Source organism: Rhizobium sp. N621 (assembly GCF_001664325.1).
Lineage (GTDB): Bacteria > Pseudomonadota > Alphaproteobacteria > Rhizobiales > Rhizobiaceae > Rhizobium > Rhizobium esperanzae.
The window spans coordinates 406718-431445 of record NZ_CP013495.1 but is presented as its reverse complement, the minus strand read 5'-3'; the positions used below and the strand labels follow the sequence as shown (position 1 = coordinate 431445).

The window sequence follows — 24728 nt, the reverse complement described above, 5'->3', positions numbered from 1 at the left end:
AGCGCAGCCGATGTTCATGGAGAAGCTGGTTCGCGAAACCGAGCGTCTGTCGCTCATCTGCTCCATGCTCGACACAATGCGGCGCGCCGACAAAGACCGCAACGCGCGCGGCTGGACATCGCCGATCGGCCTGCTGAAAATCACCCGCTCTTGCGCTATGATCTCTGAACTCGGAACGTCGATCGCCAAGGCGGGCTACCGCGAGTGCGACAGGGCGACGCTCGAGGAGATCCAGCGCGAGACCCGGCAGGTGCTGTATTCGCTGCATGCGCAGGTCGCAGACTGAGGCTTTACGGAAAGGCCGCCGCTTGCGGCAAAGCGTCCCGCATCGCAGCATGGCAACACCATTTCGCCAAATTTAAAGGTTCTTGCAGTACGAAGGCCCGTGTCAATCGCCGGGCAAAGAGGTTATAGCGCATGCAGACGAAACGTGAGGCGAGCCTCGATCAGGCAGCCCGGCATGAACAGGAAACCAGCCCTGTGAGCGCGACGCGCAACCTCGATTTCTCGGAGATCCTCGACGCCGAGCTCTTGCAGAAGCAGTGCGACGCCGTTGCCGAGGCCAATCGGAACCGGCCCGACATCATGCGCGCCGATCTTCTCGCGGCGCTGAAAAAGGCGAGCACGGACGGCCGGCAGAAGGCGCGCGCGGCCCTTGCCGCCGACGGCAGCGGTCTCAATTGCGCCTATCGGATTTCCTGGCTGCAGGACCAGATCATCACCGTCCTCTATAATTTCGCCACTGCCCATATCTTTCCGCTGCAGAAGGACAAATTCGCGGTGACCGCCGTCGGCGGCTACGGCCGCGACACGTTGGCGCCGGGCTCCGATATCGACCTGCTCTTCCTCTTCCCGCCGAGGCCGGCGGAGGAGACGCACAAGGCGGTCGAATTCATGCTTTACGTGCTCTGGGACATGGGCTTCAAGGTCGGCCACGCCACCCGCACGGTGGAGGAATGCATCGCGCTGTCCAAGTCCGACATGACGATCCGTACCGCGATCCTCGAGATGCGCTATATCTGCGGCCTGCAGCGGCTGGAAACCGAGCTCGAGGCCCGCTTCGACAAGGAGATCGTCACCGGAACCGGCCCCGAATTCATCGCCGCCAAGCTGGCGGAGCGCGACGAGCGCCACCGCAAGGCAGGCGACACGCGTTACCTGGTCGAGCCGAACGTCAAGGAAGGCAAGGGCGGGCTGCGAGACCTGCACACGCTGTTCTGGATCTCGAAATATTACTACCACGTGCGCGACCAGGCGGAGCTGATCAAGCTCGGCGTCTTGTCGAAACACGAATATCGCCTGCTACAGAAAGCCGACGATTTTCTCTGGGCGGTGCGCTGCCATATGCACTTCCTGACAGGCAAGGCCGAGGAGCGGCTGTCCTTCGACATCCAGCGCGAGATCGCCGAGGCCTTCGGTTATCACACCCGCCCCGGCCTCTCGGCGGTCGAGCGCTTCATGAAGCATTATTTCCTCGTGGCCAAGGATGTCGGCGATCTCACACGCATCCTCTGCGCCGCACTCGAAGACCAGCAGGCGAAATCGATCCCGGGTCTCACCGGCGTTATCAGCCGCTTTACCCATCGCACCCGCAAAATCGCCGGCAGCGTCGAATTCGTCGAAGACCGCGGCCGCATCGCTCTCGCCGACGCCGATGTCTTCAAGCGCGACCCGGTCAGCATCCTGCGGCTCTTTCACGTCGCCGACATCAACGGGCTGGAATTCCATCCCGACGCGCTGAAACGCGTCACCCGTTCACTCGCGCTGATCGACAACAGCTTACGGGAAAACGACGAGGCCAACCGCCTCTTCATGTCGATCCTGACGTCGAAGCGCGACCCGGCGCTGATCCTGCGCCGCATGAACGAGGCCGGCGTGCTCGGCCGCTTCATCCCCGATTTCGGCAAGATCGTCGCGATGATGCAGTTCAACATGTATCACCATTATACGGTCGACGAGCATCTGATCCGCACCGTCGAGGTTCTCTCGGAGATCGACAAGTCGCGCTCGGAGGATCTGCATCCGCTCGCCAACAAGCTGATCTCGGGAATCGAGGATCGCGAAGCGCTCTATCTCGCCGTTCTCCTCCATGACATCGCCAAGGGCCGCCAGGAGGATCATTCGATCGCCGGCGCCCGCGTCGCCCGCAAGCTCTGCGCCCGCTTCGGACTGTCCCAGAAGCAGACGGAACTCGTCGTCTGGCTGATCGAGGAACATCTGACGATGTCGATGGTGGCGCAGACCCGCGACCTCACCGATCGCAAGACCATTATCGACTTTGCCGACCGCGTGCAGTCGCTCGACCGGCTGAAGATGCTTCTGATCCTGACAATCTGCGATATTCGCGCCGTCGGCCCCGGCGTCTGGAACGGCTGGAAGGGCCAGCTGCTGCGCACGCTCTATTACGAAACCGAGCTGCTGCTGGCCGGCGGCTTTTCGGAGGTCTCCCGCAAGGAGCGGGCCAATGCCGCCGCCGAGGCGCTGCGCGGCGCCCTTTCCGACTGGAGCCAGAAGGACCGCAACACCTATACGAAGCTGCATTACCAGCCCTACCTGCTCTCCGTGCCGTTGGAAGACCAGCTCCGCCACGCCGATTTCATCCGCCAGGCCGACAAGGCGGGCCAGGCGCTCGCCACCATGGTGCGCACCGACAGTTTCCACGCCATCACTGAAATCACCGTGCTGTCGCCCGACCATCCCAGGCTGCTTGCCGTCATTGCCGGCGCCTGTGCTGCGGCGGGCGCCAATATCGTCGATGCGCAGATCTTCACGACCTCGGACGGACGGGCGCTCGATACGATCCATGTCAGCCGCGAATTTGCCGACGATGCCGACGAACTGCGCCGCGCCGGCACGATCGGGCGGATGATCGAGAATGTACTGGCCGGCCGCAAGCGCCTGCCCGAGGTCATCGCCACGCGCACGCGCAACCGCAAGAAAAGCAAGGCTTTCGACATTCCGCCCTCGGTCAATATCACCAACAGCCTGTCGAACAAGTTCACGGTCATCGAGGTCGAATGCCTCGACCGGCCGGGCCTGCTGTCGGAGATCACCGCCGTGCTCTCCGATCTGTCGCTCGACATCCAGTCGGCGCGCATCACCACCTTCGGCGAGAAGGTGATCGACACCTTCTACGTCACTGATCTCGTGGGACAGAAGATATCCGGCGACAGCAAGCGCGCCAATATCACCGCCCGGATGAAGGCCGTGATGGCGGAGGAGCAGGACGAACTGCGCGAGCGCATGCCCTCCGGCATCATCGCGCCCGCCGCCACCCGAACATCCCCCGCAGCCGAAAAGAAAGCCGATTCCCCCGCATGAGCCCCAAAGCATGAGCCTCGTCAAGAAATTCGCGACCGTCGGCGGCGCCACTCTCGGCAGCCGGATTTTCGGTTTCGCCCGTGAAACGCTGATGGCGGCGGCGCTCGGCACCGGGCCGATGGCCGACGTCTTCTACGCCGCCTTCCGTTTTCCGAACCTCTTCCGCCGGCTGTTTGCCGAAGGGGCCTTCAATGCCGCCTTCGTGCCGCTCTTTGCCAAGGAAATCGAGGCGAGCGGCACGGACGGCGCCAAGCGCTTTTCGGAAGAAGTCTTCGGCGTCTTGTTTTCGGTGCTGCTCCTCATCACCATCGTGATGGAGCTTGCCATGCCGCTCTTGGTGCGCTTCATCATCGCGCCGGGTTTTGCCGACGATCCCGACAAGTTCTCGATCACGATCCGCATGGCGGCCGTGATGTTTCCCTATCTGATGTGCATGTCGCTGACGGCGATGATGAGCGGCATGCTGAATTCGCTGCATCATTTCTTCGCCGCCGCCATCGCCCCCGTCTTCCTCAACGTGGTGATGATCGGGGCGCTGTTTTATTCGCTCTATACCGGGGCCGATCCGCTCGCGACAGCCTGGTATCTCTCCTGGGGCGTTCTTGCCGCCGGGGTGCTGCAGCTCGCGGTCGTCTATATCGGCGTGCTGGCGGCCGGCATGAGCATCGGCTTGCGCTTCCCGAAAATGACGCCCAACGTCAAGCGGCTGCTAATTCTGGCCGTGCCGGCCGCCGTCACCGGCGGCATCACCCAGATCAACCAGCTGATCGGCCAGGCGATCGCCTCCTCCCGCGACGGCGCGATCGCCGCCTTGCAATATGCCGACCGTATCTATCAGCTTCCGCTCGGCGTCGTCGGCGTCGCCGTCGGCGTCGTGCTGCTGCCGGAGCTTGCCCGGGCACTGAAGGGCGGGGCGCTGCGCGAAGCGGCAAACCTGCAGAACCGCTCGATCGAATTCGTGCTGTTCCTGACCATCCCTGCCGCTTTCGCGCTCTGGATCCTCTCCGACGAGATCATCCGCGTGCTCTATGAGCGCGGCGCCTTCCATCAGGAAAACACCGCGGTGGTCGGCTCGATCCTGGCGATCTACGGCATCGGCCTGCCGGCTTTCGTGCTGATCAAGGCGCTGCAGCCGGGCTTTTATGCCCGCGAGGACACCAAGACGCCGATGCGCTTCTCGGCGATCGCAGTGGGGACCAACTGCGCGACGGCGCTGACCCTCTTTCCTTTTATGGGCGCGCCTGGCATCGCCGTCGCCGAAGCCACCGCCGGCTGGATCAGCACGTTTCTGCTGTTCACCACGCTTCTGCGCCGCGGCCATCTGACATGGGAATGGGCATTGGCAAAACGCGCCGCCCTGCTGATCGTCGCCTCGGCCGTCATGGGCGCGGCGATCGTCTTCCTCAAGCAATATTGGGCGCCATGGCTCGCCTCCGGCGCGCCGCTTCTGAGCAAGGTTGGTACGCTGGGGCTGCTGATCGCAATCGCCATGCTCATCTATTTCGCCGCCGCTTTCCTGATCGGCGGGGCGGACCTCGGCATGATCCGGCGCAATCTGAACCGCAAGCCGGTGCCGGCGAAGGATGCGTGAAACCAGGGTAATTGCCAATACCGGCCCCTCATCCGGCTGCCGCCACCTTCTCGCGTTCTGACGGGGAGAAGGGACTTGCCGCACCGTCATGCCTCTCTCAAGACTCTCGTAGGGCATGTCCCCTCGCCCCGTTTACGCGAGAGGGTTAGGGTGAGGGGCAAAAGCCACCATCGCAAATGCACAAACCCCTGCACATTTTCCTCGGTCGCTTAACAATCGACCCATCGCCGTTGCGGCCCGACATCGACATGAATGATGCCGTTGCAATAGCTGCCGATGCCGCCGATGCCAGGAGCTGTCCTGGCGGCAGCAATGATTGTTCGTTCCGAGAGACCCGGCACCCTGATATCGGCCGCCAGGCATTTTCCATGCAGGGAGCCATGACGGCGGGGATGAGGCCGGAGGCCGGAGGTGACGATCGGGCGGCGTCCGGTCTTTGCGGCGATATGCGAGAGGATCGCTCGCAGGCGCTCTGGAAAACAGTCGGCGCGCACGCTGACGGTCTGGACCGCATAGGCGAGACGCGCCTCATGCTTGGGAAGATGAATGACCGGTCTCTTGCTGTCTTGACCGGCGGCGTCGGTTGCGGATTGTAGAGCGAAAAGGCCTGCCATGGCGAGCAAACTGACGTTCTGCATGGTCCCTCCGGGCGGTTAGGCTGGCGATCAATGGACTGGCCAGCACGGCCGAGGATTTTCAGTTCAATAAAAGCTTTTCTGTGAAATTTTATACTCAATTTGAACTAAGAAGGCTGATCAATTCGGCTTAAAAATGAGCATCCTTCGCGTTCTAGGTGGAATAAACATCCAAATGCAGGAGATCACATGACCGTCCAGTCTCTTTTTCTCGTCACTCTGGTCGTCGACGATTACGACCGCGCCAAGCGCTTTTATTGCGGCACCCTCGGTTTCGATTGCCTTCAAGACGAAAAGCAGCCTGAGGGCAAACGCTGGGTGGTGGTGAAGCCGAAAGGCGGAGATGGCGCCGCCTTTCTGCTGGCGCAGGCGGCAAGCGAGACGCAGCGCGCGGCGATCGGCAACCAGACGGGCGGCCGCGTGGGCTTCTTCCTGAAGACCGACGATTTCGCCCGCGATTATGCCGCGATGATCGGCGCCGGCGTGTGCTTCCTGGAGGAGCCCAGACATGAGGTTTACGGCACGGTTGCCGTCTTTGCGGATCCTTACGGCAACACCTTCGACCTGATCCAGCATGCCGCAGCCCGAACCTCTTGATTGCGACCGGCCGCCCGTGCATAAGCCGCGGCGTTAGCAACACAGGCGAGAAGCCTTGGGGCCCTCCACCAGCCTATTGAGGACGACATGAGCGAATTCAAGAAACTCGTATTCTCCGGCGTACAGCCAACCGGCAATCTACATCTCGGCAATTATCTCGGCGCGATCCGCCGCTTCGTGGCGCTGCAGGAAGGCAATGACTGCATCTACTGCGTCGTCGACATGCATGCGCTCACCGCCCAGCTGGTGCACGAGGATATGCCGAGCCAGACGCGCTCGATCGCCGCCGCCTTCATCGCCGCAGGCATCGATCCGGAAAAGCACATCGTCTTCAATCAATCGGCCGTGCCGCAACATGCGGAACTCGCCTGGATCTTCAACTGCGTCGCCCGGATCGGCTGGATGAACCGCATGACGCAGTTCAAGGACAAGGCCGGCAAGGACCGCGAGCAGGCTTCGCTCGGCCTCTATGCCTATCCGAGCCTGATGGCCGCCGACATTCTCGTCTACCGCGCCACCCATGTGCCCGTTGGCGAGGACCAGAAGCAGCATCTGGAGCTTGCCCGCGACATTGCGATGAAGTTCAACCTCGATTATGCCGAGCATATTCGCAAGAGCGGCTACGGCATCGACATCACCGTCGGCGACGAGCCGGTGCATGCTTATTTCCCGATGGTCGAGCCGCTGATCGGCGGGCCGGCGCCGCGCGTCATGTCGCTGCGCGACGGCACCAAGAAAATGTCGAAATCCGATCCCTCCGATCTTTCGCGCATCAATCTGATGGACGACGAGGAGGCAATCTCCAAGAAGATCCGCAAGGCCAAGACCGATCCAGACGGTTTGCCGAGCGAGGTCGACGGGCTGCAGGGCCGGCCGGAAGCCGACAATCTGGTGGCGATCTATGCCGCGCTCGCCGACAAATCGAAGACCGAGGTGCTGGCCGAGTTCGGCGGCCAGCAATTCTCCGTCTTCAAGCCGGCGCTGGTCGATCTCGCCATCCATGTGCTGGCGCCGATCACCGGCGAGATGCGGCGGCTGATGGACGATACCAGCCATATCGACGCGATCCTGCGCAAGGGCAGCGAACGGGCGAGAGCCCGCGCTGAAGTGACGATGAGCCAAGTGCGCGACGTCATCGGCTTCCTCTACTGAGGCAGATCTCCTCTTCTGCCCTTCTGGGGGAGAAGGGGATCTCCTTCCGAGCGCGAGGCGCCAAAAAACTGCACTTGCAATTTTTCCGCTTCGGGTGTCAGAGTCCGCGCCATGGTATCGAAGCGACTCTCACGGCTCGAAGGTCACCGGCGCAAATTCATGGCGGTGATCGACGGGACACCCGAATGCCAGCGCGCCGTTCATTATGCCGGCCGGCGCGCGAAGAACTCCAATGGCGGCCTGGTGCTGCTCTATGTGATCCCCAACGGCGATTTCCAGCAGTGGCTCGGCGTCGAAGAGATCATGCGGGCCGAGGCGCGCGAGGAAGCCGAGGCAACCGTCGCAAAGATCGCCCAGATCGTGCGCGAGACGATCGGCATCGAGCCTGAGGTCGTCATCCGTGAAGGCAGTGCGGCCGAGCAGATCAACGCCGTCATCGAGGAAGACCGCGATGTGGCGATCCTCGTTCTTGCCGCCGGCTCGGCGAAAGAAGGCCCGGGACCACTGGTTTCGTCGGTCGCCGGACGCGCGGCGGCGTTTCCGATCCCCGTCACCGTCCTGCCGGATACGCTGACCAACGAGGAAATCGACGCCCTCTGCTGAGCCTATTTCTTGAGTACAAGTCTCTTGATTAGGCCAGGCAATGGGCTTATCTTCTTTTGAAGAATTCTAAAGACGGCCGAGGTCTCGAGCCTGTCACATGGAGAGCCAGATGTTCATTCAGACCGAAGCCACGCCGAACCCCGCCACACAGAAGTTCCTGCCGGGTAAGGTCGTCATGGAAAACGGCACCGCCGAATTCCGCAGCGCCGAAGAGGCTGAAGCCTCGCCGCTCGCCGCTCGGCTGTTCGAAATCCCTGGCGTTACCGGCGTCTATTTCGGCTATGATTTCATTTCCGTCTCCAAGGACAACGCCGAATGGCAGCATCTTAAGCCGGCTATCCTTGGCTCAATCATGGAGCATTTCATGTCCGGCAAGCCGGTCATGGGGGATGCTTCCATCCTTTCCGAGGATGCCGATGCCGGCGACGAGTTCTTTGACGAAGGCGACGAATCGATCGTGCTGACCATCAAGGAGCTTCTGGAGACCCGCGTGCGCCCGGCCGTCGCCCAGGACGGCGGCGACATCACCTTCCGTGGCTTCAAGGACGGCAAGGTCTATCTGAACATGAAAGGCTCCTGCTCCGGCTGCCCGTCCTCGACGGCGACGCTGAAGCACGGCGTCCAGAACCTGCTGCGCCATTTTGTTCCAGAAGTGCAGGAAGTCATTGCCGCTTAAGAATTTGGAATTCGCTCCGGCCGTTCATCTCAGGTTCGGTTGGACGGTTTATGGTTAGGCGACAAACAGTTTATTCGGAAATTGATGGCATGATCGTTCTGGCGCTCGACACGGCAGGTGTGGATTGCGCTGCCGCCGTTTATGACAGCGGCAGGAATACGGTGCTGGGGGAGGCATCGGACATGATCGGCAAGGGGCATGCTGAACATCTGATCGGTATCGTCGATCGCGCGCTGGATCAGGGGGGAGTGACACTTTCTCAGATCGACCGCCTTGCCGTCACCATCGGCCCTGGCTCCTTTACCGGTATCCGCGTCGGCGTTGCTGCAGCCCGCGGTTTTGCGCTTTCCCTCAATGTGCCCGTCGTCGGCGTCACCACGCTCGAGGTGATGGCCGCCGCGCAGCGTGAGAAGACGCCCGGCCGCGCCGTGCTGGCGGCGATGGACGCCAAGCGGGACGAAATCTATCTCCAGTCCTTCGCAGCCGATGGTTCCCCGCTCGATCAGCCGCGGGCGGCAAGTCTCGCCGAGGCCCAGGCTTTCGCCGCCGGCTTCGATGGTGAAATCACCGGTTCGGCAACGCCGCTCCTGAAGGCCGGCACCCGTGGCGATCACCCCAACGTCTTTCCGATTTCGATTGTCGCGCGTCTGGGGGCTGCCGCCCCTGCCGATGTCGGAAAGCCCAAACCCCTTTATCTGCGCGGACCGGATGCCAAGCCGCAGGCCGGATATGCGATTGCGCGACGAGTGTGACGATGCTGGAAGCCTATCTGACGCTGAAGCCGGAATTCGAAATCATCGCCATGGAGCGCGAGGATTGCCGCGACGTCGCCGTCCTGCATGGCGAGCGTTTCGCCCGGCCCTGGGGCGACGGCGAATTCCACAGCCTGCTGTCGCAGGAGACTGTTTTCGGCTTCGTCGCGCGCCAGACCAACGCCATCCTGAAAAAGTCGCTTCCCGGCTTTATCCTTGCGCGTGAGGTCGCCGGCGAGGCCGAGATCCTGACGATTGCCGTGCAGGCGAAGGTCGCCCGCGCCGGGCTGGGCTGGCGGCTGATGCAGGCAGCAATGCGCGAGGCGCGGGCGCGTGGCGGCGAGAGCATGTTTCTCGAGGTCGACAGCGGCAATACGGCCGCACTCGGCCTCTACCGCAAGCTCGGCTTTGAAAAGGTCGGCGAGCGCCAAGGCTACTACAAGCAGGAAAACGGCGCCCGCTCCACGGCGCTTGTCATGAAGCGCGTTCTTCGATAGTTCCGTGGCAGAAAGATGACATCCGCACCGGCACGAACGCCGTGCAGGCATGTCGAAACACGAATATCTCTAGAGGCGGCCATGACCGATGTAGCCAAGACCCTTGAGGAGCTTTGCGCCGAACGCGGCATGCGCATGACCGAGCAGCGCCGCGTGATCGCACGCATCCTCGAAGAGTCGGAAGATCATCCTGACGTCGAAGAGCTTTACCGCCGTTCGGTGAAGGTCGATGCGAAGATCTCGATCTCCACAGTCTATCGCACCGTCAAACTGTTCGAGGACGCCGGCATCATCGCCCGCCACGACTTCCGCGACGGGCGCTCGCGCTACGAAACAGTGCCGGAAGAGCACCACGACCACCTCATCGACCTGAAAACCGGCACGGTCATCGAATTTCGCTCGCCGGAGATCGAGGCGCTGCAGGAGCGCATCGCCCGCGAGCACGGCTTCCAGCTGGTCGACCATCGCCTGGAGCTCTACGGCATTCCGTTGAAGAAGGACGATCTCTGAAGCGATGGCAGCCCGGGAGTGCCGCATTTGATCGCCTGGCTGCGCATTGCCTTCGCTGCGGTCGTGATCCTTGCCGTCAGCATCGTGCTCATGCCGCTGCAGGTGTTGGCCCTGCGTTTCGACTGGCGGCTGCGCCGCAGACTTCCGCGCGTCTGGCACCGTATCATCTGTTATTGTCTCGGCATCAGCGTCCGGGTGACCGGCAGGCTGGAAGACCGTCGGCCGCTGATGCTCTGCTCCAACCATTCGTCCTGGCTTGACATCATGGTCCTGTCGGCGGTCGCCGACGTCGCCTTCATCGCCAAGATCGAAGTCAGCGACTGGCCGATCTTTGGCACCCTCGCCAAGCTGCAGAAAAGCGTGTTCGTCGTGCGCGAGGAGAGGCGCAAGACCGGCCATCAGGCAAATGAAATCGCCGGACGCATGGCCGACGGGGAAATCGTCGTGCTTTTTCCGGAGGGCACGACATCGGACGGCAACCGGTTGCTGGAGGTCAAGTCGTCGCTGTTCGGCGCTGCCGCGATGGCGGTGCCTTATTCGCCGACGGGAACCGTCGTGGTGCAGCCGGTGGCCGTTGCCTATACCAGGGTGCACGGCATTCCGATGGGACGCTACCACCGGCCGCTCGCCGCCTGGCCTGGGGATATCGAGCTCCTACCGCATCTGATCGACATCCTCAGATGCGGCGCCATCGACGCGGAAGTTTCCTTCGGTGAGGCGGTGGAATACCGCGCCGACAGCAATCGCAAGGAGGTGAGCGCGACGATCGCCTCGCGCATCCGCAGCCTTCTCAACACAAGCCTGCGCGGACGCAGTGTCGGGTGAGCCGAGAGTCTCTTTTCTCGGACGGCAAAAACCACTAAATAGCGCGCCATGACACAGGATAACGCCCTCCTTCAGGCCCCAGAGGTTTCTCTCCGTGACGGCAGCAACAGCCGCAAGGTCTTCATCAAGACCTATGGCTGCCAGATGAACGTCTACGATTCCATGCGCATGAGCGATGCGCTTGCTCGCGACGGCTACGAACCGACCGAAGACATGGAACAGGCGGATCTCGTTCTGCTCAACACCTGTCATATCAGAGAGAAGGCGGCCGAGAAGGTCTATTCGGCGCTCGGACGGCTGCGCGAGATGAAAAAGAAGAAGGCAGCCGAGGGCCAGGAGATGATGATCGGCGTCACCGGTTGCGTCGCCCAGGCCGAAGGCGAGGAGATCCTGCGCCGGGCGCCCGCCGTCGACGTCGTCATCGGCCCGCAGACCTATCATCGCCTGCCGGAAGCACTGCGCCGGGTCCAACAGGGCCAGCGCGTCGTCGACACCGAATATGCGATCGAGGACAAGTTCGAACATCTGCCGATTGCCGAGAGCCGGAAGATCCGCGCCCGCGGCGTTACCGCTTTCCTGACGGTGCAGGAGGGCTGTGACAAGTTCTGCACCTTCTGCGTCGTGCCCTACACACGCGGCTCGGAAGTGTCGCGGCCGGTTTCCCAGATCGTCGAGGAAGCCGAAAAGCTGGTCGAAGCCGGGGTGCGCGAAATCACCCTGCTCGGCCAGAATGTCAATGCCTGGCACGGCGCCGGACCGCGGGGCGAGGCATGGAGCCTCGGCGACCTGCTGTACCGTCTTGCCGAAATCCCCGGCCTTGCCCGACTGCGCTACACCACCAGCCATCCGCGCGACATGGACGACCGGCTGATCGAGGCGCATCGCGACCTGAGGGCGCTGATGCCCTATCTGCACCTGCCGGTGCAGTCGGGCTCCGACCGCATTCTGAAAGCGATGAACCGGCGCCACACGGCCGCCGAATATCTCAGTCTGATCGACCGCATCCGCACCGTGCGGCCCGACATCGCGCTGTCGGGCGATTTCATCACCGGCTTTCCGGGGGAGACAGACGCGGATTTTGAGGATACACTGAGGCTTGTGGAGGAGGTGCGCTACGCGCAGGCCTTCTCGTTCAAATACTCGACACGGCCGGGCACCCCCGGCGCGGAACTGAAGGACCAGGTGCCGGAAGAGATCAAGGCAGAACGGCTGGAACGCCTGCAAGCGCTTCTTTTGAAGCAGCAGCAGGAATTTGCCGAATCCTGCATCGGCAAGGAGATCGATCTGCTGCTCGAAAAGCCGGGCCGCATGCCGGGCCAGCTGATCGGACGTTCTCCCTGGCTTCAATCCGTGAATGTTGATGCAAAAGCATCGCAAATCGGTGACATTATCAAAGTGCGAATCACCGGAACCGGAACGAACAGCCTGTTTGCCGAACGCGCAGAGGCTGCGGTTTAACCCAAGGAGCCCGACCGCTTGAACGGACAAGAATTGGTTTCTTCTTCACCGCGCCACCCCCGCACGCCGAGCGACACCAATCACTTCGTCCTGACGTTCGAGAACAATCGGTTCGCCAGCGAACTCTTCGGCCAGTTCGACCAGAACCTCAAGCTGCTCGAGGAGCGGCTGAACATCGATGCGCGGGCGCGCGGCAATTCCGTCGTCATATCGGGCGATGTCGTGACCACCAATCAGGCGCGGCGCACGCTCGATTATCTCTATGAAAAGCTTCAGAAAGGCGGCAGCGTGGAACGATCAGACGTCGAGGGCGCAATCCGCATGGCGGTCGCCGCCGACGATCAGCTCAGCCTTCCCACCATGGAGCGCAAGGCCAAGCTGACAATGGCGCAGATTTCGACGCGCAAGAAGACGATCATCGCTCGCACGCCGACGCAGGACGCCTATATCAGGGCGCTGGAGCGCGCCGAGCTCGTCTTCGGCGTCGGCCCGGCCGGCACCGGCAAGACCTATCTCGCCGTCGCCCATGCCGCCCAGATGCTGGAGCGCGGCGCGGTCGAAAAGATCATCCTGTCGCGCCCGGCCGTCGAGGCCGGCGAGCGCCTCGGCTTCCTGCCCGGCGATATGAAGGAAAAGGTCGACCCCTATCTTCGCCCGCTCTATGACGCGCTCTACGATATGATCCCGGCCGACAAGGTCGATCGGGCGATCACCGCCGGCGTCATTGAAATCGCCCCGCTCGCCTTCATGCGCGGCCGCACGCTCGCCAACGCCGCCATCATCCTCGACGAAGCGCAGAACACGACGTCGATGCAGATGAAGATGTTCCTGACGCGCCTCGGCGAAAATGCCCGCATGATCGTCACCGGCGACCCGAGCCAGATCGACCTGCCGCGCGGCGTCAAATCCGGCCTCGTCGAGGCCCTGGAGCTGCTGAACGGCGTCGAGGGCATCTCGATCGTGCGCTTCAAGGACACCGACGTCGTGCGTCATCCGCTGGTCGGCCGCATCGTCAGAGCCTATGATGCCACCTATCTTGTCGAAGCCGAAGACGTCGGTCGGCAGGGCTGATGGCCGAACTCGATATCCAGATCAGCATCGAGGACATCGGCTGGCCCGGCGAGGAAACGCTGCTGGTTTTTTGCGAGCGCGTGCTCGGAGCCGCCGCGGTCTATCTGCGCGACAATGAGAAGCAGCCCTTTCCGACGATGCCGCCCGAGGTTTCGCTGGTCTTTACCGACGATGCCTCGATCCAGGACATCAATGCCGAATGGCGCGGCAAGGACAAGCCGACCAATGTGCTCTCCTTCCCGGCCTTTCCGGTTCAGCGGGGCAAGCTGCCCGGGCCGATGCTCGGCGACATCATCATCGCCCGGGAGACGGTGGAGCGGGAAGCCCAGGAACTCGAAAAGAGCTTCGACGACCACCTGACCCATCTGCTGGTGCACGGTTTCTTGCATCTTCTCGGCTACGACCATATGAATAATGCCGAAGCCGAAATTATGGAGGCGCTGGAGACTCGCATTTTGGCGCAGCTCGGCCTATCTGATCCCTACGAGGGTCAAGACCTTAAAATGGAACCATGAGCGACTTTACGACGAAGCCGGCGGCAGACGCCAAGGACTCCGAGCCATCCTCATCTTCGGATGAGGTCGGCAGTAGTAGTCGGCCATCCGGCCGATCCCAATCCTTCTGGTCGCGCGCCGCCCGCATTCTCCGCCCGCAGCAGGGCTCGCGACTGCGTGAGGATCTTGCCGATGCGCTGATGACCGATGCGGCCGGCGACGACGCTTTTTCGCCCGACGAACGGGCGATGCTGCACAATATCCTGCGCTTTCGCGAGGTGCGCGTCGCCGACGTGATGGTACCGCGCGCCGATATCGAGGCGGTGGACCAGAACATCACCATCGGCGAGCTGATGATCCTTTTCGAGGAATCCGGCCGCTCGCGCATGCCTGTTTATGCCGATACGCTCGACGACCCGCGCGGCATGGTCCATATCCGCGACCTGCTCTCCTATGTCGCCAAGCAGGCGCGCAACAAGCGCCGCGGTCCGGCAAAGCCGGCCGCTGCAGCGCCGGCGATCGAGGTCGCGCCGGAGAACATTCAGAAGCCGCCGCGCTCGACCAAGCCGAATTTCGATCTTGCCCGGGTCGATCTGCAGAAGACGCTGGCCGAAGCCGGCATCATCCGCAAGATCCTGTTCGTGCCGCCGTCGATGCTGGCCTCCGACCTCTTGCGCCGGATGCAGGTGAACCGTACGCAGATGGCGCTCGTCATCGACGAATATGGCGGCACCGACGGGCTCGCCTCGCATGAGGACATCGTCGAGATGGTGGTCGGCGACATCGACGACGAACATGACGACGAAGAGGTGATGTTCAAGCGCGTCGCCGAAGACGTCTTCGTCGCCGACGCCCGTGTCGAGCTGGAAGAGATCGCCGAAGCGATCGGACCGGATTTCGACATCAGCGAACAGGTCGACGAGGTCGACACGCTGGGCGGGTTGATCTTCTCCGCGCTCGGCCGCATCCCAGTCCGCGGCGAAGTCGTTCAGGCCCTGCCGAACTTCGAATTCCACATCCTCGACGCCGATCCGCGCCGCATCAAGCGGCTGCGCATCACCCGTAAGCGCCACGCGATCCGCCGCCGCGCCAAGGAGGCTGGCGACATCACGCCCGGATCCGAGACCGGCGACGACCGGCCGGCCGAATCGACCACCAACTAGGCATCGGTACGAAAATCGGAATCGCCTTTCGGGCCGATGCGGAACAGGACAAAGAGCCGCTTTTTTGAAAGACTGCGAATGGGTTGATTCGCGGTGTGATGGGAGTGCGCATGGAGCGGCTTGCGGACAGGGTTATCCTCGTCTGGGGGGTAAAACGGTCGTTGCTGGCCGTCGCCGCTGGAGCATTCGCCGCGCTGGCGCTGCCGCCTTTCGGCTTTTTCGCGGCGATGTTTCTCTCCTTCACGCTGCTCGTCTGGCTGATCGACGGGGCGGCGGCTTCTCCTGAAAGCGGCCTGATCGGCAGGCTATGGCCAGCCTTTGCCATCGGCTGGCTGTTCGGCTTCGGTTATTTCGTCGCCGGCCTCTGGTGGATCGGTCACGCCTTGCTGGTCGATTCGGAGGAATTTGCCTGGGCACTGCCCCTGGCAGTCCTCGGACTGCCGGCCGGCCTCGCGGTCTTCTACGGGCTGGCGACTGCACTTGCCCGGATCGTCTGGTCCGACGGCATGGGACGGATCGCCGCACTTGCGGCCGGCTTCGGCCTGATGGAATGGCTTCGAAGCACGATCCTCACCGGCTTTCCCTGGAATGCCATCGGTTATGGCCTGATGCCCGTTCCGCTGATGATGCAGTCAGCGCATGTGATCGGCGCGATGGGGGTGACGACACTTGCCGTCTTCGTCTTTTCCGTCCCGGCGCTGATCGGGACGCGACAGGGCGCGAAGCCTGGAATTGCGCTCGCCACCCTGCTGTTTGCCGCCCATATCGGCTACGGAGCCTACGCTCTCTATCTGGCGCCGCGGCCCGCGCCGTTGCCTGAGGACAAGCGGCCCGTGGTGCGGCTGGTGCAGCCGGATATCGACCAGGCGGCGAAGATGGACAACGACGCCGATCGCAATGCGATCTTCGAGACGCATCTGAAGCTTTCCGCCGAGGCGCCGAGGAATGGCGGCCGCAAACCCAATATCATCGTCTGGCCGGAAACCTCGATCCCCTTCATCCTCACCGACAACCAGGATGCGCTGACGCGCATCGCCGATACGCTCGACGACGACCAGATCCTGATCGCCGGCGCGGTGCGCGCCGAGGAGATGGGGCCCGGCACCCCGGTGCGCTACTATAATTCCATCTATGTGATCGACGGCCGCGGCCAGATCATCGCCGCCTCCGACAAGGTGCATCTGGTGCCTTTCGGCGAATATCTGCCCTTCGAGGACATCCTCACCGAACTCGGCATCCAGAATGTCGTCGAGATACCGGGCGGCTTTTCGGCCGCCGCAAGTCGGCACCTGCTGGCGCTGCCGGGCGGCCTCAATCTTTATCCGCTGATCTGCTACGAGATCATCTTTCCGGGCGAAATGACCGGCGACATCGTGGATGCCAACGCGCTCCTCAACCTCACCAATGATGCCTGGTTCGGCATCACGCCCGGACCCTACCAGCATTTTCAGCAGGCGCGGGTGCGGGCAGTCGAGACCGGCCTGCCGCTGATTCGCGACGCCAACAACGGCATATCGGCACTCGTGAACGCACACGGGGAAATCATCGCAGGCCTCGATCTTGGTGAGACCGGCTTTATTGATGCAACTGTTGATGGGTTCGGCAATGCGTTCGGAACCTCATACCCCCTTCAGACATACTTCTGGTTGACCGAAGCACTGTTGATATTGATTGCGCTAATTTCACGCGGAGGTTTTATTTTAGGGTTGAATTGACCAAAAACCCCTAAAATTGCATAGTGGTGTCAATCGGCGTTCTTAACGTATGTTTATCGGCGGGTTCCCGCCGCTTACAACGTGGCGTTTTGGGATGGATCAGGGGCATGCCGGTTGGAAACAGAAATTCGTAGCTAGGGCACGACCATGATTGAAAATAAGAAGAAACCGAATCCGATCGACATCCATGTTGGCAGCCGCATTCGCCTTCGCCGAACGATGTTGGGCATGAGTCAGGAAAAGCTTGGCGAAAGCCTCGGCATCACCTTCCAGCAGATCCAGAAATATGAGAAGGGCACCAACCGTGTCGGCGCAAGCCGTCTGCAGAACATCTCGAGCATCCTCAATGTTCCGGTCTCCTTCTTCTTCGAGGATGCGCCCGGCGAACATGCCGGCGCCGCCGGCGGCATGGCCGAAGCCTCCAGCTCGAATTACGTCGTAGACTTCCTCTCCTCCTCGGAGGGCCTGCAGCTCAACCGCGCCTTCGTCAAGATTTCCGATCCCAAGGTTCGCCGCAAGGTCGTGGAACTGGTCAAGGCGCTCGCTGCCGAAGCCGACGCTGACTGATCCAGCTCTTATTGCGAAACAGAAAGGCGGTCGAAAGACCGCTCAGGCTGCTGACAAACCCCGTCATTTTTTGGCGGGGTTTTGTTTTGTATTGATATTGGTGGCTTGAACGACTTGCGATGGCGGGCTTTCGGAGGCGTCATCGCCTCATGCGGGCGTTGGTTTTGGTGCCGTTGTGAGGGCCATTGCGATCTTCTTGATGTTCTGCGCTGCGGCTGCCAGCAGGCACTGGCATGCGACGCGGATTTGACTTCGGAAGCGGGCATAGCGATGTCCGTGAAGCTGTTTGGCATCCGCGAAGGAGCGTTCGACCGTCTCCTTTCGCCGCTTGTAGATTGCTTTGCCCCAAGGCTTCAGTCGGTTGGCATCGGTCCGCTCGCGGGCTTCGGCCCAGACGTGTCGGGTGATGGTGCGGGTCGAGGCGGCGTTCGAGGTGCAGGATGCAAGCAAGGGGCAGTCGCAGCAGATCACCGGGTCGGAGCGATAGTGGCGATAGCCGTTGCGGTCGGTGGTGGCGTAGGCGAGCAGTTGGCCTTGCGGGCAGCGGTAGCCGTCTTCTTGCCCATCGTAGACGAACTTCGACTTGCGCATCATGCCAGGCTTGGGCGGCGTCGGATTGCGATAGCCGGTGACGCCGAGGATGTCGCGTTGTTCGAGCCCTCTGGCAATGCCGGATGTGGCATAGCCCGCATCGAGCCCGACCGCTTTGACATCGAAGGAGAAGCGTTGGCGCTGACGGTCCAGCCGATCGAGATAGACGATGCTGTCATGCACATTGGCTGGGGTGACATGGGTGTCGGTGATGATGGCGTGCCGGCCGTCCACCGTGCGGTGGTCGAGATAGAAGAAGCCTTTCGGCTTGCCGTCGCGCACCATGTAGCCGCTGTCGGGATCGGTGCGCGACACCTTGGTTTCCCTGACCTCAGGCGCGCGCGCCTTTTCCTTCAACGGCTTCTGGCCGCGCACCAGGCGTTCCGCATCGATCGCCCGGTCGAGATCGGCCCAATAGTCGGACCGCGACTTTTCGATCATCGCAAGATCATATTTGCCCTTGTTGGCATTCGCCTTCAGGTGGGTCGAATCCGTATAGAGCACCGTGCCATCGACCAGCCCATGGCCGATCGCCTGCTCGACGATATGGTCGAAGATGTCCTGCGCCACATCCGTATCGTTGAAGCGCCGGCGCCGGTTCTGCGACAAGGTCGAGGCGTCGAACACCCCATCCGTCAGTTTCATCCGCAAGAACCAGCGATAGGCGACATTGACCTCGATCTCGCGCACCAACTGCCGCTCGGAGCGGATGCCGAACAGGTAGCCGATGAACAACGCCTTGAACATCAAGGTTGGATCGAGCGGTGGTCGGCCGTTGTCGGCGCAATACAATCCCGCAACGCGGTCGTGGATGAAGGAGAAGTCAATCACCGCCTCGATCTTGCGAAGCAGGTGATCCTTTGGCACCAGACTATCGAGCGTCACCATCTCGAGAGCTGTCTGTTCAGGGCTGGGTTTCTTCAACATGTCCCAGTGAATCACAAACCCCCAGCTCTCGCCAGGGGTTTGTCAGCAGTCTGAGCGGTCGAAAGACCGCTTTTTTTGTGTTTTTGCGGCAAAATTTGTCACTTCGCCGCAGATATAAAGATATATTTATGTCCTTGTGCGCTTGTCATCGGCGCTCGAACTGAGTACCTACTAGCTGGCTTTTATTCTTTGAGGGGAATCCCGGAATGCGCGCGAATTATCTCTTTACCAGCGAATCTGTTGCCGAAGGTCATCCGGACAAAGTGTGTGACCGCATCTCCGACGAGATCGTCGATCTGGTGTACCGCGAAGCGGCCAAGACCGGCGTCAATCCGTGGGGTGTGCGCATTGCCTGCGAAACGCTGGCAACGACCAACCGTGTCGTCATCGCCGGCGAAGTCCGCCTTCCGCCGAGCCTGATGAAGAAGGACAAGGACGGCAAGGACGTCATCAATCCCTCGAAGTTCAAGGCCGCTGCTCGCCGCGCCATCAAGGATATCGGCTACGAACAGGACGGCTTCCACTGGAAGAAGGCAAAGATCGACGTGCTCCTGCACTCGCAGTCGGCCGATATTGCCCAGGGCGTCGACAGCGCCGCCGACCAGCAGGGCGACGAAGGCGCCGGCGACCAGGGCATCATGTTCGGTTACGCCTGCAAGGAAACGCCGGACCTGATGCCGGCGCCGATCTATTATTCCCACAGGATCCTGCAGCTGCTGGCGGCCGCCCGCAAGAAGGGCGACGGTGAAGTCGCCAAGCTCGGCCCCGACGCCAAGAGCCAGGTAACCGTGCGTTACGTCGACGGCAAGCCGTCGGAAGCAACCTCGATCGTGCTTTCGACCCAGCATCTCGACGAGAGCTGGGATTCCAAGAAGGTCCGCGCCGTCGTCGAACCCTATATCCGCGAAGCGCTCGGCGAACTGAAGATCGCCGAGGATTGCAAGTGGTACATCAATCCGACCGGCAAGTTCGTCATCGGCGGACCGGACGGCGATGCGGGCCTGACCGGCCGCAAGATCATCGTCGACACCTATGGCGGTGCGGCTCCGCATGGCGGCGGCGCATTCTCCGGCAAGGACACGACCAAAGTCGACCGTTCGGCCGCCTATGCCGCCCGCTACCTCGCCAAGAACGTCGTGGCCGCCGGCCTCGCCGACCGCTGCACGATCCAGCTCTCCTACGCCATCGGCGTCGCGCAGCCGCTGTCGATCTACGTCGACCTGCACGGCACCGGCAGGGGTGTGTCGGAAGACCAGGTCGAAGCGGCGATCCGCCAGAATATGGACCTGTCGCCGTCGGGCATCCGCCGTCACCTCGACCTCAACAAGCCAATCTACGCAAAGACCTCGGCCTACGGTCATTTCGGCCGCAAGGCCGGCCGTGACGGCTCGTTCTCCTGGGAGCGCACCGACCTCGTCAAGGCACTCAAGGAAGCCGTCAAGACCAAGGTCGCTGCATGACGGATATGGAACGCCGGGGACGGGCGACCGAAGCCTTTTTCGGTCGCCGCAAGGGAAAGGCCCTGCGCGAACAGCAGGCCGAAACGCTGAACAGCCTGCTCCCGGCATTCCTCATCGACCTGTCGGCGGCTCCTCCGGAGCCGCTGACCTCTCTCTTTCCGGTTCCTGTCGAAACGTTGCGGCTGGAAATCGGTTTCGGCGGCGGCGAGCATCTGATGCACCGTGCCCTGGAAAGGCCTTCGACCGGCTTCATCGGCGTCGAGCCCTTCGTCAACTCCATGCAGAAGCTGTTGTCGCGTATCGGCGAGACGGGTGCCTCCAATATCCGCGTCTATAACGACGACGCGACGCAACTGCTTGACTGGCTGCCGGATGCGTCGCTCGACCAGATCGATCTGCTCTATCCCGATCCCTGGCCGAAGCGGAAGCACTGGAAACGCCGCTTCGTCTCGAAGACCAATCTCGACCGCTTTCACCGGGTGCTGAAGCCCGGCGGCCTGTTCTGCTTCGCCTCCGACATCGACACCTATGTGAACTGGACGCTGATCAAATGCCGCGACCATGGCGGCTTCGACTGGCTGGCCGACAATGCGGCGGATTGGCTGACCCCCTATGAGGGCTGGCCGAGCACCCGCTACGAGGCGAAGGCACGCCGCGAGGGCCGCTCTTCGGCGTATCTGACCTTCAGGAAGATCTGAGGCTGTCGGCAATTTCCGGCATCCGGCTCCAAAACCGACGACGACAACAAACCGAACTGAACGCGCTACGCTCTCACTTGTGGCGCGTAGAGTTCCGCCGTGGAACGGTTGCAATTGCCGCTGACGCGACTATTTCCGTGCTGGCCACCCTCCGCTCAAATGGAAGGGAGAAAATGACCGGGAGCATGTCATTTGCCGAAATATAAACCCCTGTTCAATTTCGATCCGCCAGCGACGGACGACGAGGTCCACGATGCCGCGCTCCAGTTCGTGCGCAAGGTGAGCGGAACGACCAAACCGTCGAAGCGCAATGAGCTCGCATTCGAGCACGCGGTCAGTTCGATCACGGCCTGTGCCCGCGAGCTGCTCGATTCGCTGGAAACGTCTCAACCTCCTCGTGATCGCGAAGAGGTTGCGGCAAAGGCGCGCGCGATCAGCGGTCCGGTTCGCGTAAGAGAGCTCCGTCATGCACGGGAGATCTCAATCAAGCCTCAAGTGGCCTACCTGACGGCTTTCGGTCCGAAGCGGACTATCAGTTCATTTCAGGTGGACGACCGCTATGCGCCCACAAGCGGACATGGGCGGCCCGCCGATCGACACCGTTTGCCAAATCCGCAATCTGAACCAGGCTGCTATGCATCAGAAGCCTATCAAGCGCGAGAGGGTCACGTTTCCGACACGACAATCCGGCGGAGAGAGTCGCCGCCAATAGGTGATGGCCAAAGCCTTGGTTTCATCGTTGATGATCCTATATCTGGCTTCCACTGCGGCGACAGTGTTGATTTTTCAGATCGGTATTGGCTTCATGAGCGGCGACTGTGTTCAGGAACCGGTCGAGCATCGAGTTGAAGCTCTCCGGCTTCTCCCAGAAGGGCGCGTGTCCAGCCCCTTCTATTACATGCGCTTTGCCTTCGAAGAGCAACTGGATGTTCAGGCCCGAAAAATAGCTGAGTTTGACAAAGGGGTCATAAAATCCATTCACAAAAGCAATGGGTATATCAGCCTGTTCGACGGTGCGGCGCTGATCCACCCCCTGCCCCCGCAACATTGCGCGAGAAAAAACGCTCCTTAGTCTCCCGTCCGCGCGCGCTATGGCATCGCGAAAGGAGGGGTTACTCGTGTCTCCAAAGCAAAGAGACTGAAACCGCTCCACATCACGCGATGTAAAGTTCTCTTTTGATGCCAGAAGAATATCAAATGATGGATGGAATCCCCGCAGCATTCCGAGGAGACCGCTTTGGATCGGTGGCGTGCCGCACAACATCAGGCCCGAAATGCCGTTGCTGCTGCCCGCCATCTGAATCGCGACGTGACCGCCAAGCGACCATCCCAGCACGGGAAAGCGATGAAGTCCCAGGCGGGCTGCCACCTCTCCTATGCAGTCGGCAAGACCGGTGACGGTGTAAGTTGACTGCGGATCTCGAGCGTCGCTCGATTCGCCATGTCCCGGAAGATCGAGCGCAATCAGACGCCAATTCCGAGACAAATGGCTGTGTAGTTGCTGTGAAAAGACCGTCCGTGAGCTGCCCGAACCGTGTATCATAACCAGTGGTGCAGCGCCATCAATAGTGTCACTGATGCGCACAGCGCCGTGGCTGGTGTCGATTGTACAGTGAAATATGTCCATAAACTGCGACCCCTAACGCGCAGCCAAAGTCTTGCACGAAAATATCTATGGCAGGTGCATGATCATCGTAAACCAGATCTGAACCAGGTCGTGCAATCACGACACGTTTCGGTGCGGTTACGCATCAATACACAATCATTTGCCTTGGCGTTGTATACGGGTTAGGTCTGTCGCAGCAGCAATTGCAACCAACCTTTCAAGGTGGACATCACGATGCAATTTCTTCTGGACTTTGTTATTTCGATCACCAGCCTGAGTGTCGTCGGGTTCTACGCGTGGTCGTTGCGAGGCCACTTCAACTCGCCGAAGATGGAAGCCGGAGCAAAGCTGATCACCGTCGTCGTCATCGCGACGACGGCGTTTTTCCTGTACCTGGTTTGGTCCGGGACGCAGATGCTATGGGTACAGGTAGTCGGACTGGGATTTGAAATCGGGTCGGCGGGCTTGTTCTGGTGGGCGGTGTCGGCGTCGCGAGAGGCCAGGTTGCGCTTTGTGTTCACCCTCGATCACCCAGATAGTCTTGTCACCGACGGTCCCTATCGCTACCTGCGGCACCCTTTTTACACGTCCTACCTGCTCTTCTGGTCGGGGTGGGCGCTGGCATCTTGGTCGATATGGTCGATCCTGCCGGTCTTATTTTTTACGGTTGTCTACGTGATTGCAGCCCGCAACGAGGAGAGGAAATTCGCCCTATCACCGCTGGCATCCGAATATGAAGCCTATCGGCGCAAGACGGGCTTGCTGACGCCGTGGTTTGATTGGCGATAATGTCGCGACATCCGTCCCGACCGCAGCGAAAACGAATAGAGCGACCGTGCACCGCAAGCAGTGAAACGTAGCAGACGGTCTTGACGGTCAGTGCAGGCTGACCGTCTTCAATTCGTCCTCGGCCGCTTTGAAGAAGGTGCTGGAACGGTTGTCCGTCAGCAGAATCGGCGTGCCGTCGGCGCCGAAGAGTGCCCAGAGATCGACGTTCGGATCGATATCCGGCGCCTCTGGAAAGCACTTGGCGACCTCTTCGGTGCGCATCTTTCTGATGTAGGCGACCTCGCCGTTGCCGATGTGGGCAAGCTCGGATTTGGTCAAGTGAGACGTGGCTTCTTTCATCAACATTCCTGTTCCTCCGGAAGAAGGGACCAACGGTTTTGGAAACCGTTGTGCTACTGTGAGACCGAAATGTTAATTTTCTTGACCATGCGGGCGGGTTCGGGTCGAATTAGATCGACGGAGAGCAGACCGTTTTTCAGGCCGGCGCCAAGGACCTGCATGCCGTCGGCCAGCACGAAGGTGCGCTGGAACTGGCGAGCGGCGATGCCGCGATAAAGATAATCCCGCTCGCCCTGCTCCACCTGGCGGCCGCGGATGACAAGCTGATTCTCCTCGGTGGAGACATCAAGCTCCTCCTCGCTGAAACCGGCAACGGCAAGGGTGATGCGCAGACGCTCGGGCGCGCCGCTGTCGGCGGCGATACGTTCGATATTGTAAGGCGGGTATCCGTCGCTCGCCTTGGAAATGCGCTCCAGCGTCTTTTCCATAGCGTCGAAGCCCAGAAGCAAAGGGCTGGCGAAAGGGGTAATGCGGCTCATCTCTTTTCAAGTCCTTGATGCAAGCGACCATCCCGGACCTAAAAGTGCAGCATCCGGATGCCGCTAATATGGGGGCATGATCACGGCGCTGCAAGGCGCGCGCGATCCTCCGCGATTTAAACATCTGTCAATTTCGAACGGCGGCGCCTGCCTCCTTGCTTGACAAAGGACCTGCTGCCTCGCATCAAAACATGCCCGCGCGGAATGTGCCG

The 24728-nt window shown here is 61.3% G+C and carries 25 protein-coding genes and 1 pseudogene; 21 read left to right on the top strand and 5 right to left on the bottom strand.

Features of this window, described 5'->3' with window-relative positions:
- The first annotated feature begins 10 nt into the window (after positions 1-10).
- The 3 genes from AMK00_RS02135 (at position 11) to murJ (ending at position 4912) form a co-directional block, all read left to right on the top strand.
- Positions 11-286 (top strand): hypothetical protein, encoded by a 276-nt coding sequence (locus tag AMK00_RS02135; protein ID WP_064800449.1) that lies wholly within the window; start codon positions 11-13, stop codon positions 284-286.
- 131 nt (positions 287-417) lie between these two features.
- A complete protein-coding gene (locus tag AMK00_RS02130; RefSeq protein ID WP_064809406.1) occupies positions 418-3321 on the top strand; it encodes a [protein-PII] uridylyltransferase in 2904 nt (967 codons plus the stop codon).
- A 10-nt stretch (positions 3322-3331) separates the two neighbouring features.
- Positions 3332-4912 carry a murein biosynthesis integral membrane protein MurJ gene (murJ, locus tag AMK00_RS02125; protein ID WP_064809405.1) on the top strand — a complete coding sequence of 527 codons (1581 nt, stop codon included), beginning with the start codon at positions 3332-3334 and terminating at the stop codon, positions 4910-4912.
- A 209-nt stretch (positions 4913-5121) separates the two neighbouring features.
- Here the strand turns inward: murJ and AMK00_RS02120 are convergent, their stop codons facing one another.
- Entirely contained in the window at positions 5122-5550 is a 429-nt protein-coding gene (locus tag AMK00_RS02120; protein WP_064809403.1) for a YcbK family protein, read from the bottom strand.
- 186 nt (positions 5551-5736) lie between these two features.
- Here AMK00_RS02120 and AMK00_RS02115 point away from each other — a divergent pair, with 186 nt between their 5' ends.
- From AMK00_RS02115 to AMK00_RS02050, 14 genes are all read left to right on the top strand, one after another.
- Positions 5737-6144, top strand: coding sequence for a VOC family protein (locus AMK00_RS02115; RefSeq protein WP_064809401.1), 408 nt, complete (start codon positions 5737-5739; stop codon positions 6142-6144).
- An 87-nt stretch (positions 6145-6231) separates the two neighbouring features.
- Positions 6232-7296 carry a tryptophan--tRNA ligase gene (gene trpS / locus AMK00_RS02110; RefSeq protein ID WP_064800444.1) on the top strand — a complete coding sequence of 355 codons (1065 nt, stop codon included), beginning with the start codon at positions 6232-6234 and terminating at the stop codon, positions 7294-7296.
- 111 nt (positions 7297-7407) lie between these two features.
- The gene (locus AMK00_RS02105; RefSeq protein ID WP_011423764.1) at positions 7408-7899 is read left to right on the top strand and encodes a universal stress protein; all 492 of its coding nucleotides are present in this window, start codon (positions 7408-7410) and stop codon (positions 7897-7899) included.
- 109 nt (positions 7900-8008) lie between these two features.
- Positions 8009-8575, top strand: a complete 567-nt coding sequence (locus tag AMK00_RS02100; protein WP_064693562.1) for a NifU family protein — start codon at positions 8009-8011, stop codon at positions 8573-8575.
- 89 nt (positions 8576-8664) lie between these two features.
- Entirely contained in the window at positions 8665-9327 is a 663-nt protein-coding gene (gene tsaB / locus AMK00_RS02095) for a tRNA (adenosine(37)-N6)-threonylcarbamoyltransferase complex dimerization subunit type 1 TsaB (protein ID WP_064800443.1), read from the top strand.
- A gap of 2 nt (positions 9328-9329) precedes the next feature.
- Positions 9330-9824 carry a GNAT family N-acetyltransferase gene (locus tag AMK00_RS02090; RefSeq protein WP_064800442.1) on the top strand — a complete coding sequence of 165 codons (495 nt, stop codon included), beginning with the start codon at positions 9330-9332 and terminating at the stop codon, positions 9822-9824.
- Positions 9825-9905: 81 nt separating this feature from the next.
- Positions 9906-10334 (top strand): Fur family transcriptional regulator, encoded by a 429-nt coding sequence (locus tag AMK00_RS02085; RefSeq protein ID WP_064800441.1) that lies wholly within the window; start codon positions 9906-9908, stop codon positions 10332-10334.
- A gap of 27 nt (positions 10335-10361) precedes the next feature.
- A complete protein-coding gene (locus AMK00_RS02080) occupies positions 10362-11159 on the top strand; it encodes a lysophospholipid acyltransferase family protein (RefSeq protein WP_064805853.1) in 798 nt (265 codons plus the stop codon).
- Between the two features lie 48 nt (positions 11160-11207).
- A complete protein-coding gene (miaB, locus tag AMK00_RS02075) occupies positions 11208-12617 on the top strand; it encodes a tRNA (N6-isopentenyl adenosine(37)-C2)-methylthiotransferase MiaB (protein ID WP_064800440.1) in 1410 nt (469 codons plus the stop codon).
- Positions 12618-12635: 18 nt separating this feature from the next.
- Positions 12636-13688, top strand: coding sequence for a PhoH family protein (locus tag AMK00_RS02070; RefSeq protein ID WP_064800439.1), 1053 nt, complete (start codon positions 12636-12638; stop codon positions 13686-13688).
- Positions 13688-14203 carry an rRNA maturation RNase YbeY gene (ybeY, locus tag AMK00_RS02065; RefSeq protein WP_064800438.1) on the top strand — a complete coding sequence of 172 codons (516 nt, stop codon included), beginning with the start codon at positions 13688-13690 and terminating at the stop codon, positions 14201-14203. Before AMK00_RS02070 ends, ybeY begins: the two co-directional genes overlap by 1 nt.
- Positions 14200-15345: a hemolysin family protein gene (locus AMK00_RS02060; protein WP_064809399.1), complete on the top strand. Its 1146-nt coding sequence runs from the start codon at positions 14200-14202 to the stop codon at positions 15343-15345. The genes ybeY and AMK00_RS02060 overlap by 4 nt, the downstream gene beginning before the upstream one ends.
- 110 nt (positions 15346-15455) lie before the next feature.
- Positions 15456-17060: an apolipoprotein N-acyltransferase gene (lnt, locus tag AMK00_RS02055; RefSeq protein ID WP_064809398.1), complete on the top strand. Its 1605-nt coding sequence runs from the start codon at positions 15456-15458 to the stop codon at positions 17058-17060.
- Positions 17061-17207: 147 nt separating this feature from the next.
- Positions 17208-17627, top strand: a complete 420-nt coding sequence (locus AMK00_RS02050) for a helix-turn-helix domain-containing protein (protein ID WP_011423753.1) — start codon at positions 17208-17210, stop codon at positions 17625-17627.
- Between the two features lie 147 nt (positions 17628-17774).
- Here AMK00_RS02050 and AMK00_RS02045 read toward each other — a convergent pair whose 3' ends face one another.
- Complete coding sequence (locus AMK00_RS02045) at positions 17775-19145, bottom strand: IS1182 family transposase (RefSeq protein WP_064809302.1); 1371 nt, start codon at positions 19143-19145, stop codon at positions 17775-17777.
- 206 nt (positions 19146-19351) lie between these two features.
- Between AMK00_RS02045 and metK the strand changes: the two genes are divergently transcribed.
- The 3 genes and pseudogenes from metK to AMK00_RS30480 all read left to right on the top strand — a co-directional run bounded on the left by metK (position 19352) and on the right by AMK00_RS30480 (position 21757).
- Positions 19352-20605 carry a methionine adenosyltransferase gene (gene metK / locus AMK00_RS02040; protein WP_064800435.1) on the top strand — a complete coding sequence of 418 codons (1254 nt, stop codon included), beginning with the start codon at positions 19352-19354 and terminating at the stop codon, positions 20603-20605.
- Complete coding sequence (gene trmB / locus AMK00_RS02035) at positions 20602-21303, top strand: tRNA (guanine(46)-N(7))-methyltransferase TrmB (protein ID WP_064809396.1); 702 nt, start codon at positions 20602-20604, stop codon at positions 21301-21303. The genes metK and trmB overlap by 4 nt, the downstream gene beginning before the upstream one ends.
- A 190-nt stretch (positions 21304-21493) precedes the next feature.
- Positions 21494-21757: pseudogene (locus AMK00_RS30480) on the top strand (DUF2277 domain-containing protein).
- A gap of 294 nt (positions 21758-22051) precedes the next feature.
- On the opposite strand, the gene AMK00_RS30475 reads toward AMK00_RS30480, so the two are convergent.
- On the bottom strand, positions 22052-22930 hold the full coding sequence (locus tag AMK00_RS30475) for an alpha/beta fold hydrolase (protein WP_064939094.1): 879 nt from the start codon (positions 22928-22930) through the stop codon (positions 22052-22054).
- Between the two features lie 213 nt (positions 22931-23143).
- Here AMK00_RS30475 and AMK00_RS02020 point away from each other — a divergent pair, with 213 nt between their 5' ends.
- On the top strand, positions 23144-23698 hold the full coding sequence (locus AMK00_RS02020; RefSeq protein ID WP_064800432.1) for a methyltransferase family protein: 555 nt from the start codon (positions 23144-23146) through the stop codon (positions 23696-23698).
- Between the two features lie 87 nt (positions 23699-23785).
- On the opposite strand, the gene AMK00_RS02015 is transcribed toward AMK00_RS02020, so the two are convergent.
- Positions 23786-24043, bottom strand: coding sequence for a DUF1150 family protein (locus AMK00_RS02015; RefSeq protein ID WP_008524631.1), 258 nt, complete (start codon positions 24041-24043; stop codon positions 23786-23788).
- 47 nt (positions 24044-24090) lie between these two features.
- Complete coding sequence (locus AMK00_RS02010; RefSeq protein WP_010032703.1) at positions 24091-24516, bottom strand: Hsp20 family protein; 426 nt, start codon at positions 24514-24516, stop codon at positions 24091-24093.
- Positions 24517-24728: the final 212 nt, after the last annotated feature.

What these genes read in the sequence shown, in the direction of transcription:
- AMK00_RS02045 (WP_064809302.1), bottom strand. Translation starts at nt 19,145, where the DNA reads ATGTTGAAGAAACCCAGCCCTGAACAGACAGCTCTCGAGATGGTGACG.
- tsaB (WP_064800443.1), top strand. Translation starts at nt 8,665, where the DNA reads ATGATCGTTCTGGCGCTCGACACGGCAGGTGTGGATTGCGCTGCCGCC.
- trmB (WP_064809396.1), top strand. Translation starts at nt 20,602, where the DNA reads ATGACGGATATGGAACGCCGGGGACGGGCGACCGAAGCCTTTTTCGGT.
- AMK00_RS02120 (WP_064809403.1), bottom strand. Translation starts at nt 5,550, where the DNA reads ATGCAGAACGTCAGTTTGCTCGCCATGGCAGGCCTTTTCGCTCTACAA.
- AMK00_RS02010 (WP_010032703.1), bottom strand. Translation starts at nt 24,516, where the DNA reads ATGAGCCGCATTACCCCTTTCGCCAGCCCTTTGCTTCTGGGCTTCGAC.
- miaB (WP_064800440.1), top strand. Translation starts at nt 11,208, where the DNA reads ATGACACAGGATAACGCCCTCCTTCAGGCCCCAGAGGTTTCTCTCCGT.
- AMK00_RS02105 (WP_011423764.1), top strand. Translation starts at nt 7,408, where the DNA reads ATGGTATCGAAGCGACTCTCACGGCTCGAAGGTCACCGGCGCAAATTC.
- AMK00_RS02100 (WP_064693562.1), top strand. Translation starts at nt 8,009, where the DNA reads ATGTTCATTCAGACCGAAGCCACGCCGAACCCCGCCACACAGAAGTTC.
- AMK00_RS02060 (WP_064809399.1), top strand. Translation starts at nt 14,200, where the DNA reads ATGAGCGACTTTACGACGAAGCCGGCGGCAGACGCCAAGGACTCCGAG.
- lnt (WP_064809398.1), top strand. Translation starts at nt 15,456, where the DNA reads ATGGAGCGGCTTGCGGACAGGGTTATCCTCGTCTGGGGGGTAAAACGG.
- ybeY (WP_064800438.1), top strand. Translation starts at nt 13,688, where the DNA reads ATGGCCGAACTCGATATCCAGATCAGCATCGAGGACATCGGCTGGCCC.
- metK (WP_064800435.1), top strand. Translation starts at nt 19,352, where the DNA reads ATGCGCGCGAATTATCTCTTTACCAGCGAATCTGTTGCCGAAGGTCAT.
- AMK00_RS02015 (WP_008524631.1), bottom strand. Translation starts at nt 24,043, where the DNA reads ATGTTGATGAAAGAAGCCACGTCTCACTTGACCAAATCCGAGCTTGCC.
- trpS (WP_064800444.1), top strand. Translation starts at nt 6,232, where the DNA reads ATGAGCGAATTCAAGAAACTCGTATTCTCCGGCGTACAGCCAACCGGC.
- AMK00_RS02135 (WP_064800449.1), top strand. Translation starts at nt 11, where the DNA reads ATGTTCATGGAGAAGCTGGTTCGCGAAACCGAGCGTCTGTCGCTCATC.
- murJ (WP_064809405.1), top strand. Translation starts at nt 3,332, where the DNA reads ATGAGCCTCGTCAAGAAATTCGCGACCGTCGGCGGCGCCACTCTCGGC.
- AMK00_RS30475 (WP_064939094.1), bottom strand. Translation starts at nt 22,930, where the DNA reads ATGGACATATTTCACTGTACAATCGACACCAGCCACGGCGCTGTGCGC.
- AMK00_RS02085 (WP_064800441.1), top strand. Translation starts at nt 9,906, where the DNA reads ATGACCGATGTAGCCAAGACCCTTGAGGAGCTTTGCGCCGAACGCGGC.
- AMK00_RS02130 (WP_064809406.1), top strand. Translation starts at nt 418, where the DNA reads ATGCAGACGAAACGTGAGGCGAGCCTCGATCAGGCAGCCCGGCATGAA.
- AMK00_RS02050 (WP_011423753.1), top strand. Translation starts at nt 17,208, where the DNA reads ATGATTGAAAATAAGAAGAAACCGAATCCGATCGACATCCATGTTGGC.
- AMK00_RS02020 (WP_064800432.1), top strand. Translation starts at nt 23,144, where the DNA reads ATGCAATTTCTTCTGGACTTTGTTATTTCGATCACCAGCCTGAGTGTC.
- AMK00_RS02115 (WP_064809401.1), top strand. Translation starts at nt 5,737, where the DNA reads ATGACCGTCCAGTCTCTTTTTCTCGTCACTCTGGTCGTCGACGATTAC.
- AMK00_RS02090 (WP_064800442.1), top strand. Translation starts at nt 9,330, where the DNA reads ATGCTGGAAGCCTATCTGACGCTGAAGCCGGAATTCGAAATCATCGCC.